Source organism: Paenibacillus sp. JQZ6Y-1 (genome assembly GCF_040719145.1).
Lineage (GTDB): Bacteria > Bacillota > Bacilli > Paenibacillales > Paenibacillaceae > Saccharibacillus > Saccharibacillus kandeliae.
Genome location: NZ_JBFDUZ010000004.1, coordinates 317,294 through 331,428, shown reverse-complemented (window position 1 = coordinate 331,428; position 14,135 = coordinate 317,294). Strand labels below are relative to the sequence as shown.

11 protein-coding genes and 1 riboswitch are annotated in these 14,135 nt (G+C 48.7%); of the genes, 3 read left to right on the top strand and 8 right to left on the bottom strand.

What is annotated here, in order from left to right; genetic code table 11:
• Positions 1-152: 152 nt before the first annotated feature.
• Positions 153-236, bottom strand: a riboswitch (ZMP/ZTP riboswitch).
• Between the two features lie 65 nt (positions 237-301).
• From ABXR35_RS19890 to prfA, 5 genes are all read right to left on the bottom strand, one after another.
• On the bottom strand, positions 302-889 hold the full coding sequence (locus ABXR35_RS19890; RefSeq protein ID WP_367063788.1) for a low molecular weight protein arginine phosphatase: 588 nt from the start codon (positions 887-889) through the stop codon (positions 302-304).
• Positions 890-998: 109 nt separating this feature from the next.
• Positions 999-2,156 (bottom strand): L-threonylcarbamoyladenylate synthase, encoded by a 1,158-nt coding sequence (locus ABXR35_RS19885; protein ID WP_367063787.1) that lies wholly within the window; start codon positions 2,154-2,156, stop codon positions 999-1,001.
• A 242-nt stretch (positions 2,157-2,398) separates the two neighbouring features.
• Entirely contained in the window at positions 2,399-3,586 is a 1,188-nt protein-coding gene (locus tag ABXR35_RS19880; protein WP_367063786.1) for an FtsW/RodA/SpoVE family cell cycle protein, read from the bottom strand.
• Between the two features lie 36 nt (positions 3,587-3,622).
• On the bottom strand, positions 3,623-4,597 hold the full coding sequence (gene prmC, locus ABXR35_RS19875; protein ID WP_367063785.1) for a peptide chain release factor N(5)-glutamine methyltransferase: 975 nt from the start codon (positions 4,595-4,597) through the stop codon (positions 3,623-3,625).
• Between the two features lies 1 nt (position 4,598).
• Positions 4,599-5,666: a peptide chain release factor 1 gene (gene prfA, locus ABXR35_RS19870; protein ID WP_367063784.1), complete on the bottom strand. Its 1,068-nt coding sequence runs from the start codon at positions 5,664-5,666 to the stop codon at positions 4,599-4,601.
• Positions 5,667-6,110: 444 nt separating this feature from the next.
• Here prfA and ABXR35_RS19865 point away from each other — a divergent pair, with 444 nt between their 5' ends.
• The 3 genes from ABXR35_RS19865 to ABXR35_RS19855 all read left to right on the top strand — a co-directional run bounded on the left by ABXR35_RS19865 (position 6,111) and on the right by ABXR35_RS19855 (position 9,557).
• Positions 6,111-7,097, top strand: a complete 987-nt coding sequence (locus tag ABXR35_RS19865) for an aldo/keto reductase (protein ID WP_367063783.1) — start codon at positions 6,111-6,113, stop codon at positions 7,095-7,097.
• 373 nt (positions 7,098-7,470) lie between these two features.
• Positions 7,471-8,436: a hypothetical protein gene (locus ABXR35_RS19860; protein ID WP_367063782.1), complete on the top strand. Its 966-nt coding sequence runs from the start codon at positions 7,471-7,473 to the stop codon at positions 8,434-8,436.
• 470 nt (positions 8,437-8,906) lie between these two features.
• Positions 8,907-9,557, top strand: coding sequence for a hypothetical protein (locus ABXR35_RS19855; protein WP_367063781.1), 651 nt, complete (start codon positions 8,907-8,909; stop codon positions 9,555-9,557).
• A gap of 179 nt (positions 9,558-9,736) precedes the next feature.
• On the opposite strand, the gene ychF is transcribed toward ABXR35_RS19855, so the two are convergent.
• From ychF to fni, 3 genes are all read right to left on the bottom strand, one after another.
• On the bottom strand, positions 9,737-10,837 hold the full coding sequence (ychF, locus tag ABXR35_RS19850; protein WP_367063780.1) for a redox-regulated ATPase YchF: 1,101 nt from the start codon (positions 10,835-10,837) through the stop codon (positions 9,737-9,739).
• Between the two features lie 91 nt (positions 10,838-10,928).
• Positions 10,929-12,671 carry a methyl-accepting chemotaxis protein gene (locus ABXR35_RS19845; protein ID WP_367063779.1) on the bottom strand — a complete coding sequence of 581 codons (1,743 nt, stop codon included), beginning with the start codon at positions 12,669-12,671 and terminating at the stop codon, positions 10,929-10,931.
• Positions 12,672-13,015: 344 nt separating this feature from the next.
• Positions 13,016-14,077, bottom strand: coding sequence for a type 2 isopentenyl-diphosphate Delta-isomerase (gene fni, locus ABXR35_RS19840; RefSeq protein WP_367063778.1), 1,062 nt, complete (start codon positions 14,075-14,077; stop codon positions 13,016-13,018).
• Positions 14,078-14,135: the final 58 nt, after the last annotated feature.

The window sequence follows — 14,135 nt, the reverse complement described above, 5'->3', positions numbered from 1 at the left end:
CCGTGCAGGCTGTTCACCTGCCATGTAGTATCATTATAGCGCGGAGAAGATGCGACGGCGACATTACTTTGTAAAACACATCGCCGCTTCATGAAAAAATGCCCAAAAGACCAAAAAAAGAGCAGGACACACAGGAATCTCACTGTGTATCTGCTCTTTGCCCAGGCGACCGGCCGTATGTTCCGATGCTCCATTGTGGTTAGGTTCCACTTTTGTCGCCAGTTACATCGGATCTGTCTTTGTGCTTCCATCATAAGGCATGTTTTTTGGAAAATCAACTGGATTCATTTAAAAAATAAAATTATTGCGGACGATACGCTTCCAGCTTATCAAGCAGCTTTTCCAGTGCAGCGCGAATGTCGGCTGCCGCGTATTCGTAATCGTCGCGCGTACCACCATAAGGGTCCACAATATCAAAGCCGGGAATGCGCTGCTGAATTTCGATTAACCGCTCATAATCGGCGGAATCCATCGTACCACCCAATGCACGATTGATCTCGATACCGGCATGCAGACTGTCCAGTTCCTCCAGATCAGCGATGACAGAAGCGTCATTTTCCACGTATTCCTTGAGTGTATATATTTTGCCGGCAGCCTGTGGAAAACGGCGCAGCACCTGCTGCTTATGGCTGCCCGTTAACGTCAGAATCAGATCTGCCCAATGTATAGTCGTTGATGTTAATGAGGATGAAGTCAGCTGATCATAAATCTGATGATCATGCAGCACCGCTTCCGCATGACGTGATACAGACATGCCATCCACGGCAGCGACGCCGGCGGAACGGACGTCAACAGGTATGCCGCGCTCCTTTGCCAGTTTCCGCATAAAGCCTTCTGCCATTGGGCTGCGGCAGGTATTACCGGTACATACGAACAAAATATGGTGCATGCTCATACCTCCCGTTCCTTCAAATTCGGTTTCCATCCCATAGGGCGGTCTTCCGTGTCATTCATTATAGCAGACTCTGCTTACCGGTACACTACTTCGCAGGGTGTACTTACTCCACCGTGAAAATCTGACCACCTGCCGCTTTGGACAAGCGGTTCATCACTGCCAAGCCAACGCCATCCTCTGAACAGCCCTGTGCCAAAATATACGTAATATGATGGTCGTCAAACGTACGCAGGCTACCATACAATCGGCTTGCCGCCTGCTCTGGCTGGTCTACACTGCCAAGTGACAAACGCAATGCCGTACCATAATCGGTCATATCCTCGTCAAACGTTAGCACACCAACCTGCTCCCCACGTTGCTGCGCATCCAGTAACTGTTGCTGTATCCATGCACATACACGCGCCTGATTGCTACCGGTAACGATGCTCATACTGCCACGCGGTGCATAATGCGTATACTTCATCCCCGGCGATATAGGTTTCGTCTCAGCCGAGACGCCTGCCAAGCCGGGATCAAGCTGTACATCGGTAGCGATGGTGAGCAATTGCTCACGCGTAATTCCGCCCGGTCGTAAAATCAGCACAGCGCCATTGTCCTGCACCTGAATGACGGTAGATTCTACACCGACACCCGCTTCACCGCCATCAACGATACCGTCAATTCGACCTGCCAGATCATCCGCTACATGAGCAGCCGTTGTTGGGCTAGGACGCCCTGAACGATTGGCGCTCGGTGCTGCTAGCGGTTTACCAGAAGCCGTAATGAGTGACAGCGCCACGGTATGATTCGGCATCCGTACACCGACCGTACCCAATCCAGCGGTGACACGTGGCGATAATACACCATCTATGACTGGCATAACCAATGTAAGCGGTCCGGGCCAGAAGGCATCCATCAATTGACGCTCCATTGGCAGCACCCGCTGTACCAGCGCATCCAGCTGATGATTCTGCGAAATGTGTACAATTAACGGATTATCCGACGGTCTGCCTTTGGCGGCAAATACTGCTTCCACTGCCGACGTGTTGCCTGCATCAGCGCCAAGACCATAAACCGTTTCTGTTGGAAAAGCGACTACACCGCCCTGTGCTAGAACGGCTCCAGCTTCTGCCAGCTGCTGATCACGATTCTGCTGCGTCAGCTGCCAGATTGTAAATGATGGTATCTGCCCAGCATCACTCGAGTGTGACTGTGACTGTGACTGTGACTGTGACTGTGACTGTGACTGTGACTGTGACAATGATTGTCCTTCGTCGTTCATGATTGGCAACCCTCCTATCCTCATCTCTCTGCTGTTTTATGATGGCATCTATAGGCGATAGTTATATATTCAAAATAAAAGGAGCACCGTCTATGTCAGCTCGGTTCTCCTTGAAGTACAGATCGTTTGCGATTGAGACATGCCGAAACGAACACCATGTTGCTTGCTCCAACACATCGTACGATACCAATCATCATGCACCAACCGACTCATGGATTCTACGCGATGAGCAAATGACCTGATTAGGTCGCTTTGCTGCTCACATATCGATCCGAAACAGTCAGCGGATACTCATCCGTATCGACCTGATTGTGGATGCGGATACTCATAACCAGACCCATACATGCCATATTCATCAGTAGTGAAGTACCGCCAAAGCTAATAAACGGTAGCGTAATCCCAGTCAATGGCATCAGCCCGATAAACATGCCGATATTTTCAAAAATCTGATACAGCAGCATCGCTACAATCCCGATAATCAGATATGGTCCGGCGCGTTCGCGGCATTCCAGCGATACTAACACCAGTCGGTGAATCAGTGTAAAATACAGCAGCAATAACACCGCTGCACCGATAAAGCCGAATTCTTCCGCCACCACGACGAAGATCGAATCAGAATACGTCAATGGCACGCGATCCGCTTGTACGGAGCTGCCCTTCATATAGCCTTCCCCGCTCAGACCACCAGAAGCGATAGCCAGCTTGGCATTGCGTGTATGATACACCGCTTTTGCCGTCGCTTCGTCTGGCATGAGCCACGGATCAATCCGTTCCATCCAGTGCTCGCGGTTAATATCGACCAGATATTTCTCAATATTGTCGTGATACGCCACATAGCTGCGAATCCCAACTACAACGAGCAGAATTGCCAAAGCGGTCACCAGCGCTGCCTGGGTATATTTCATATTGCCGATCCAGAGAAGTGCCATAGTGATGATCAAATAGCTGAGTGCGTTACCCAAGTCATTTTGAACCATAACGAGCGCAAACGGCACAAAGGTCACACCAAGCAGTGGAATAATATCGCGCCAGAAGCCAAGCTTCAGCTTATTCTTATTCGCCAGCATGACGGATAAGAACATGATCAGTACCAGTTTGAACAATTCGGCTGGTTGTAAGCTCAAACCGCCGAGCTTTAGCCAGCCCTGCGCATTGTTCAGCGTTTGCCCGATGATCATAACGAGCAGCAGCAGCGCCAGACCACCAATATAAATGTAGAGAGAATATTTCAGCCAGAAACGGTAATCCACCAGTGCCATCACGAAAAAAACAACAAATCCCAGCGCATAATACATCGCCATCTTGCTGGTGGAATCACCAAATTTGGCACTGGAATGGGTGGCACTATAGATCACGATCAAACTTGTGCCCATCAGCACAAGCAAAATGGCAAAAAGTGGCCAGTCGATCCGCTTCAGCTTTGTGATCATGATTATCTCCTTTTCGTTCCGGTCCCACGCTGTATCTTACAGCATCCCGATCACATGCCGTTCAATGCCCGCAAGATCCTTGATAATATGAATCTCCTCATATCCAGCAGTGCGCACCATATTCGCTACATCCTGTGCTTGCCCCTGCCCAAGCTCAAATGCCACCATCGCTGGTAATCCGTTCAGCAACGATAGCTGTTCCATCATGATTCGGTATGGTCCCAGCCCATCCGGTCCGCCCGCCAATGCCGTCAGCGGTTCATGCAAACGCACTTCCGGCTGCAATCCGGCAATATCCTCATCGGGAATATACGGCGGATTGGATACGACAATATCAACCCGTTGTCCGGCAAAAGGCTCCAATAAATTGCCCTGCTGCCAATGAATCGGTGTCTGCTGACGCTCGCTGTTCTGACGCGCCACCTGCAAGGCATCCGGCGAAATATCGCTCGCCCAGATGTCCCAATCTGGTAGCATCCGCGCCAGCGTCAAGGCAATAGCGCCGCTACCTGTTCCAATATCCACACAGACAGGACGACGGATGACCGAAGAAGCCCTGCGCTCTGTATCTTTGGATGTATCTTTGGACAACTCATCTTGTTGGCTGTCGGACGTGGTGTTTGCCGATGAGGGTAATACCAGATCGGCTGCCAACTTGGCTACCGATTCGACCAGCAGCTCTGTTTCTGGACGCGGTATCAATACGGAAGGAGTCACGGTAAACACTTCGCCGTAAAATTCCTGCTCTCCGATAATGTACTGCGCTGGTTCGCCAGCTGCCTTACGCTGGATCACCTGCTCCCACATCTCGCATTTGTCCTGTGGAAAAGGTTCTGGTAGCGCCATATAATATGCCGCACCCGACAATCCCAATACCCATTCCAGCAGCAGACGCGCATTGGATTCCGGCTCCATTACATCCTGCTGCTTTAAAAAAGAAGAAGCCTCAACATAGGCTTCCCTTATACTTTGCTGTACCTTCGTCTTAAATACAGGCGAATGTTCTAACACATTACGCCTCTTTTGCCATCAGGTCCGCTTGCTCAGCTACAGTCAATGCGGATACGATATCTTCGATCTCGCCGTTCATGACCTGATCCAGCTTGTGCAGTGTCAAACCGATCCGGTGGTCGGTTACACGACTTTGCGGGAAATTGTACGTACGGATACGCTCACTGCGGTCACCAGTTCCGACTTTGCTTTTCCGCTCGCCCGCGTATTTTGCTTCTTCTTCCTGACGCAGCATATCCGAGATACGCGCACGCAGTACTTGAAGCGCTTTTTCTTTGTTGGAGTTTTGGGATTTGCCGTCCTGACATGTCGCCACAATGCCAGTTGGCATATGGGTAACGCGTACCGCTGACTTGGTCGTATTGACCGACTGACCGCCTGCTCCGCTAGAACAGAACGTATCAACACGAATATCGCGGTCGTGAATCTCAATATCCAGCTCTTCTGCTTCTGGCATTACTGCTACCGTCGAAGTAGACGTATGGATGCGTCCGCCCGATTCAGTTGTCGGAATCCGCTGTACACGGTGAGCGCCGCTTTCGAATTTCAGCTTGCTGTATGCACCGCGTCCATTGATCAGGAATGTTACTTCCTTAAATCCGCCCAGATCGCTAACGTTGGTATCCAATACTTCGACCTTCCAGCCTTGTGTATCGGCAAAACGGGTATACATGCGGTACAGATCAGCCGCGAACAGAGCTGCTTCATCGCCGCCTGCTGCGCCGCGAATTTCCACGATGACGTTTTTGTCGTCATTCGGGTCTTTGGGCATGAGCAAGATATGAATCTGGTCTTCCAGTTCTTCTTTGCGTGCCGCTAGTTCTTCGATCTCCATTTTGACCATCTCGCGCATCTCGTCGTCGAGCTTCTCGCCCTGAAGCTGCTTGGCAGCATCTAGTTCCTCGGTCACTTTACGGTATTCGATATATGCTTCATATGTCGGTTGCAAATCCGACTGTTCTTTGGAATAATCGCGCAAACGTTTGGAATCGCTCGCTACATCTGGATCACAGAGCAGCTCGCTTAATTTGTCATAACGGTCTGCCAATGCCTGTAAACGGTCTAACACAGGAAACCACCTCTTTATTATTCATTCGTCTAATAGTTGTTCGCTGCATTGGCGTTCCGGTTAAAGCCGAAACCTGTCTTTTACTAGAAAAGACGACCGTGCAGCAGGATTTGTTACCAATATGGACAATTATGTGCAAAAAGCCGGATGATGAGACGTTGATCTACGGACTCCACCAACTCTGTAAAGATAAAAATAAAACCCCAGTTTCGGACAGCATCATGCCGAATAGCTTGTACGTTGACATATGCAGACAAAACATAAGGTTACGACTCTTAATTATAGCATAGACTATACCGCTTTCCTATCCTTAAATCTGCCGTTTTCGGTTAATTTTTGGAAGATGGTTTAGGTTTGCTTTTGTTATGTAATTGTATCTATACTGGGAATGCCGGAAATTGCGGCTGCCATTGTATTCCACATTCATAATCAGGAGGTCTTCGCATGGAAAAGATTGCACTGGGTCAACAGGGTCTGCACGTATCGAGACTCGGATTAGGTTGTATGGGCATGTCGGAATTTTATGCTGGACGGGATGATCAGGAATCACTACGTACGTTGGATACGGCGTTCGATAACGGTATTACGTTTTACGATACAGCAGATATGTATGGAAGCGGAAAGAATGAGGAGTTTATCGGACCGTTTATTCGCAAGCACCGCAATGAGGTGATTCTTGCGACCAAATTCGGTAATGTGCGCGGAGAAGACGGTTCGTATCAAGGGATCAAAGGCACGCCAGACTATGTACGTGAGGCATGCGAGAAAAGTCTGAAACGTCTTGGTGTGGATGTAATCGATCTGTATTATCAACATCGCGTCGATCCTGACGTGCCGATTGAAGAAACGATTGGCGCGATGGCGGAATTGGTACGTGAAGGCAAGGTACGTTACCTCGGCATGTCCGAAGCCGCACCGGACACGATCCGACGCGCTCACGCCGTCTTCCCGATCTCTGCGCTGCAAACCGAATATTCGCTTTGGAGCCGCGAGGTAGAGGATGAAATCTTGCCGCTCTGTCGAGAGCTTGGTATTGGCTTTGTACCTTATAGCCCGCTCGGACGCGGATTCTTAACTGGACAGATTCAATCGTTCAACGATCTTGCCGAGGATGACTTCCGTCGCTCGTCGCCACGCTTCCAAGGAGACAATTTCCAGAAAAATCTGGACCTTGTAGAGCAGATCAAAGAGATCGCTGCCGAGAAACATTGCGCGCCTTCACAGCTGGCATTGGCATGGCTGTTAGCGCAAGGTAACGATATTGCACCGATTCCGGGTACGAAAAAGACGAAGTATTTGCTAGAAAATGTTGGCGCATTGGATGTGACGCTGACGCAGGAGGAATTGCAGCGTATTGATGCCGTCGCTCCCAAAGGCGCTGCTGTCGGTGATCGGTACGATCAGAACAGCATGAAGACGCTCAACCGCTAAGGGTGAATGATGAATATTAGCATATTGTTATAAAAGAAAAGCCGGATGCTTGCGAACAACGCTGCATTCGGCTTTTTCGTATGATTTTCGTATGTATGGATGTCATGGCAGAATTAGGAGTCTACGGCTGTTAAAGAAAAACAGAACATATCTTACGGTACACTTCTGCCAACTTTATAAATACAACCAAGCAACCGATATAGATCATTGCAGCACCTACCGGAAAATGGAATATTTCCCATGCCTAGTTGATTTGTATAGCAGACAGATCATTCACAGAAAGCAACATATACATACAGTGAACATAGGAATGCACGAACCGATGGTAGCGGCAGTAGAACGTATACATAGAATCAATGGAGGGTATAAACAAATGTACAAAAGAGCAGCATTTCGACGTGCGAAGATGTATGCAGTGCAGTGGTTACTTGGTCTTTTCTTGGCAATAATAGCATATTCTTTTTTTCAGGATGCTACGCAATATAGCACAGGTTGGATCATGGTATGCGGTGTACTGTTGATAGGGATATGGCTTGCGAAGGATTATGGAGGGACTGCGCGTGCACGCCATTATCGTCCGGGCAAAGGGTTTGCTTATTATCGGATGGCAGACTGGCAACTGGCGATACGGGAGTGGATCATATTGCTGATATGGGCAGCGATTGTGATGTTGATTATTTTCAGTCCATTGGCAAGTCTGACATCCAGCGGAATCTCGATTGCCATTTTCCTCGGTATTCTGTTGTATCAGCGGTTTATGGCATCGGCTTGGGAACGGCGGAAGCGGCTGGATCAGCAGTTGATCGAGGTACTGAAGCAACGGAAGATTTTGAATGATGAGGAAGAGGTCGTCGCGATTTACAGCAACTTGAAGGTGCCATCTATCATTACGGGAACGGCAGCGACTGGTATTAGCGATTTGCATGTATTCTCTAATCAGCAGGCAGTATTCGTGGCGGTTACCCCGAATGAATGTATCATCGGAACTCAGCAGCCGTCATGTGCATTTACCTATACCTCCATTCCATTATCGCGCATTCAACAACTCGCTGTATTGAGCAGTGGATTATCCTATAAGAAATATAAAATAAACGATTTTGGCATGATGCTAATCATCGGCAACGAGCAAGGGCAGCAATGTAATGTGGTCTTTCCACTATCTGTTCCAACAGCTATCCAGCGTTTTGTACACGCATGGCTGCATCAGATCGATATGGCAAAGCGCGAGATGGATCGTGTAGCGCAGCAACCAGTAACACGGACGCATCCCGCCTATGTTCCATTTGAGCAGGCGCAGAACGTATCGACGTTGGAAAGGTACGCTCCGTTTGCACGCTGAGTAACGCCATAGGGCGCTAGATCGTGGTCATGCCTTACTGCTTGCTTCGTGCATAATTCCACTTCATTGCAATAGTAGTGGAATACGCATCCCATCGGTTCACCTATATTTGTACGTCAAGGAGCGCTACCGCAATGAATCTATTACATCGAACGCGCAGAGGCGAATGGAAGATCTATATCATGCATTGGATCGTATGTCTGTGTGCACTTTTATTTTGTTATATGGTCTATGATGAGGCAGGAATCAGTTACTCCTTTGCGCTTATGGTTACAGTTACTGCCATCTGCTGGGTATGGCTCCCTCGCACATTGATCCTAAATCCCAAAACATCCCATTATCGACCACACCGCGGATTTCTATTTTATCGCTTGTCTTCATCGTTTCGAATGGGATGTTTTATCATCTTTTTTCTATTATTTTTGCTAGCAACTATTCTGTTGTACATTACAGAGACTGCAGGACGATCAATGGCTATTATCTGTACAGTAATTTTGTTGGTGTTGCCGCTCTTTTACTGGTTGGTCATCAAGTATCATCAGCGACTAACCAAAGAGAATATGAAGACAGCACAATTCTTGGTGGAAAAAGGGATTCTATCGGTTGAGGATCATCTCATCGCAGCGTACAGCAATCTATCCGGGCACCGGTATGAAGATGAACTGTATTCCGATGATGATATTGAGGATTTGCGCCCCGGCGGTATGAAAGGTTCCTTCTCTTTTCCCCTTCATTTTCTGGTGCTTACTCCCTTTGAACTCATCATAGGTACACAGCGTAAAGGAGAAGGCTTTGCGTTTACAACGATTCCGTTGCAGGACATTCGGCAACTCTATGTATCTACTAACTCTATGAAACAACTCGATACCTACAAAGCGAATAATCAGTTGATTGTGATCGGAGACGGTAATGATCGACAATATCATTTTGAGTTTGGAGACGGCATGGGCACAACGATTCGCCCCTTTGTCCGGCAATTATTAATTCAACTTGATGATGCCCACCTTCGGCAAAATCCCGGTTTTATCCCACCGGTTCGCACACATCCCGCTTATATACCGTTTCAACAAATGCCGCTGCTCTCGACTACGAATGATTGGTATATGCCATTTAGAAGATAATCTTAGACTTACATGAAATGCATAAACGAACTAATCTAGCTAGCAACGCTGAGAACTAAACAAAAAAGCCGGATGGCTCAAGCTGTGAAAGGAAACATTCCTTATCCCAATCACGCTTGATGCCATTCGGCTTTTTATACTATACGCTTCTACTGCGTATGGATCATGATCTACATATGTTACACGTTGAAACGGAAGTGCATTACATCGCCGTCTTTGACGATATACTCTTTGCCTTCCAAACGAAGTTGACCGCGCTCTTTGGCGCCGTTCATCGAACCAGCTCCAACGAGATCGTCGTATCCAACTACTTCGGCACGGATAAATCCGCGTTCAAAGTCACTGTGGATCACGCCAGCTGCGCCCGGTGCTTTGGTTCCTTTGCGGATCGTCCATGCGCGTACTTCCTGTACACCAGCAGTGAAATACGTGTACAGTCCAAGCAAACGGTAAGCGGCTTTGATCAGACGGTTCAGACCGGATTCTTCCAGACCGAGTTCTTCGAGGAACATCGCTTTGTCTTCCTCATCCAGCTCGGAGATGTCTGCTTCCACTTTGGCACTGATTGGTACCACTTCCGCGTTTTCAGCAGCAGCAAATTCTTTTACTTTTATCACATAAGGATTGTTGTCGGCATCAGTTACGCCGTCTTCGCTTACGTTTGCTGCATACAACACTGGCTTCATGGTCAGCAGGTGCAGATCGCGAATGATCACTTGCTCATCTTCGGTCAGCTCCACGCTGCGTGCAGGCATATCGTTGTACAGGGCTTCCTTGATGCGCTCCAGAATCTCAATCTCCTGCGCATACTGCTTGTTGCCGCCCTTCATGTTCTTTTTGGAACGGTCGATCCGTTTGTCTACGCTCTCCAGATCGGCGAGCACCAACTCCAGATTGATCGTCTGGATGTCGCTGATCGGATCGATTTTGCCATCAACGTGCGTGATGTTTTCATCTTCAAAACAACGAACCACATGCACAATCGCGTCAACTTCGCGAATGTGGGCAAGGAACTTGTTACCCAGCCCTTCGCCTTTGCTCGCGCCGCGTACCAGACCAGCAATATCTACGAACTCAAATGCAGTTGGAACAGTTTTCTTCGGTACTACCAGTTCGGTCAGTTTGTCCAGACGCTCATCTGGAACTTCAACGATACCGACGTTTGGATCAATTGTACAAAACGGATAGTTCGCGGATTCTGCGCCCGCCTGTGTAATTGCATTAAAAAGAGTGGATTTACCTACGTTAGGCAATCCGACAATACCAGCTTTCAAAGCCATTTATATGACAACTCCCATATCTTGAATTGGTGACAGGTCTCATCTGAATTTCCACACTATTATATATGACAACCTCAGGCGTGGCAAACGATTAAACGATAAATTTATCGGCTTGTCCTTTTAACTGTCCTGCCAGATTGTTCAAATTGCCAGAAATGTCCGTCAATTCAGAAACTGACTGCTGCTGTTCCAAGGCACTGGCTGCCACTTCTTCGGTCATGGCTGATGTTTGCTCGGTGGTGGCAGCGATATGCGTCAGATGCTCCTCCACCTCGCGACGGATATGCTGCATACGGTCGGTTTTGTCCGACAGATCGCCAGCAAGACGTTGTACATCCTCAGACACCTGACTCACCTGTTCAAAAGATTCCATACATTCAGCAATTCGACTTTCCTGCTGCTCTGCTGATGTCAGACTACGAGCAAATTCGGCGTGAATAAGTACAATCTGCTGCACAAATTGTCCCAAAATGCGGTCGATCTCGCGGATCGATTCGCCAGATTGCTGGGCAAGTTGCCCCATTTCGCTTGCAACGACTGCGAAGCCGCGTCCCGCTTCACCTGCACGAGAAGCTTCAATCGAAGCATTAAGCGCCAGAATTTGCGTTTGCTTGACGATATCCTGTACTTGTCCGCTAATGCCAGAGGCTTGCCGTGATTGCTCTGCCAGTGTATCCGACAGCTGCTGCAATTGCTGTACACTGCTCACATTGGCTTTGCCCTGTTCCAGCAGTAATTCATGCTCACGCAATACGGTATTGCGTACCGTGGTCAGCTGCTGCGCAGTCGCACCGAACTGATGCACATAGCTGCCAATCTCGTCCATGATCTGACCGAGACGGGCGGATTGATCGACCGATTGCTCGGTTTGCTCTGCCTGCTGGGTCGCGCCAGAGGCAATTTCTTGAATCGCACGCGACAATTCTTCCGTCTGACGCAGGGTCGCACCGGACACTTCACTAATATGACCAGACGATTGCTGCAAGGTATCCGAGCTATGCTGAATACTAGAAATCATATTGGTAATATGCGCGATCATCGCATTGTTCAGATCGCTAATCTCGCCTAGCTGATCGCCAGTCATTCGCTTCGATGGAACAGTCAGATTGCCTTCTGTTACCTGTTCCATACTGTGCTTGATCTGTCCTACTTGATTCAGCATACGGCGGATGAAGATCATCGCCGCAATCGCTGCCAGCAATACTACAATTGTGAAGATCGGAATGACCAACTGATAGGCGGTAACTAACGTATTTTTGTACACATCGTTGACCGTTTTCGCTGGAATATCAATCCCGAGATAGCCGATGATTTGTCCACCGCTGTTCTTAATCGGCGTAAAGGTCGAGAACATCTCACCCCACGTCTGATCTACAATGAGCGGAGTAGTGACTACTTGCCCTGTTTGCATTTGGCTGTCTGTCGATTGGGAAAAGGTCATATCATCGCCATAGGCACTATAATCCTGATCATCCCACGGTGCTCCATCGACTGTATAGATCCATTTGTTATCCACACGGTTGAACATGTACACGTACATGGCGCCCGTCTGCTCGCGCAGCTTGATCAGTTCATTACGCAGCTCTTTGTAACCGGCAGTTTTCTCTGGATCAGCAGAAGTGTTGATGGATTGAATCGCCGCTTGATCCAGTCCAGCTGCAGTTTTCGTTGTTAAAATCGCATTGTTTTGCTGCAAGGTTGATAACGAGGATTGCTGAATCAGATGCTGGGTCGTCCACATCGTCAATCCGCCGATTATTAATAAAGGCAGCAAAATGATTAAATATAATTTCAGGCGCAATCCTGCCCTGATGTGTCGCTTCGTATTGCTCATGTTTGTTCCTCCTGGTGTCCGCTTTTCGCTGCAACAGTCGATATTTTACATTGTCGCAACATTCAGTTTAACCCCTTTATTATCGGTTTGGAGATAAAGGTTTTGTATAGTATCTTAGTAACTTTCATAAAACAATCTTTATTTCTGAAAATAAAAATTCCATTTACAGGCTATATCCATTCTTAGCCGAAGTCGCTTGTATATACAAAGAAAAACCCCGGAGAGTATCCGGGGTTGCAGAATGGAATATCCTGTATGATAGAGTGCGATTTACGATTACCTTTACCTATAACAGACTCAGTATTGATCCGTTCTTTATATCATTGTGCTGACGTCTACTTGGTTCAAGCAAACGTAGCGCCTTTGGGATATAACCGTTTGGTTTGCTGAAGGTCTTCGATACTGCCTACGCCAATACCGAACATAGCGGCAGACAATTCAAACTCAACCTGCTCTAGCACCTGCTCTAGTGCTTCGATGGAATCCACCGCTGCGCCCAGCAGAGAGCGTCCGAAGCCTGCGAGATCGGCACCAAGCGCAATAGCCTTGGCAGCATCTACCCCAGTATGCAGACCGCCACTACCAATCAGCGGAATCTCTGGCAATGCGCGGCGCACATCAACAATGCAATCTGCCGTCGAATTGCCCCAATCGGCAAAAGCCTCCGCTGCCGCACGGCGCACGGGATCATGACTGCGGAATTTCTCCACCTGACTCCATGATGTGCCACCTGCACCCGCTACATCAATAAATGCCATACCGGCGTCCGCCAATCGGCGTGCGGTCTCCCCATCAATCCCCCAGCCGACTTCCTTCACGCCGACAGGCACATCCAGTTTACTTGCCACCTGCTCCATACGGGACAGCAATCCGGCAAAATTCACATTTCCTTCTGGCTGAAATACTTCCTGCAATGTATTCAGATGCAGCACCAGTGCGCTCGCCTCCGCCAGTTCGACCGCACGTCGACATTGATCTACACCAAAGCCGTAATTCAGCTGCACCGCACCTAGATTCGCAATGACCGGAATATCCGGTGCTTCCTGACGAATATGAAATGTCGCTGCCAGCTCGTCATGCTCGATGGCTGCACGTACCGAACCAAGCCCCATTGCCCAGCCTCGATGTTGCGCTGCTTGCGCCAGACGGCGGTTAATCTGTCCCGTCGCTTCGCTGCCGCCAGTCATAGAGCTGATCAACAGCGGTGTACGCAATTCCATACCGAATAGCGACGTTCCCAGTTGCACATCGGCAAAATCCAACTCCGGCACTGCCTGATGGCGAAAACGGTAACGTTCTAGCCCAGAGGTCACACCTTCACCGGCAACATTTTCCTCCAAACAGAGGCGGACATGTGCGCTTTTACGATCCGAAATATGTCCCTCTTCGGGATGATTGTGCTTCATGTCTGCTTCCTTCCTTGATCAGAATCGGTATGCAATGGATGTCCGGCGTATACAACCA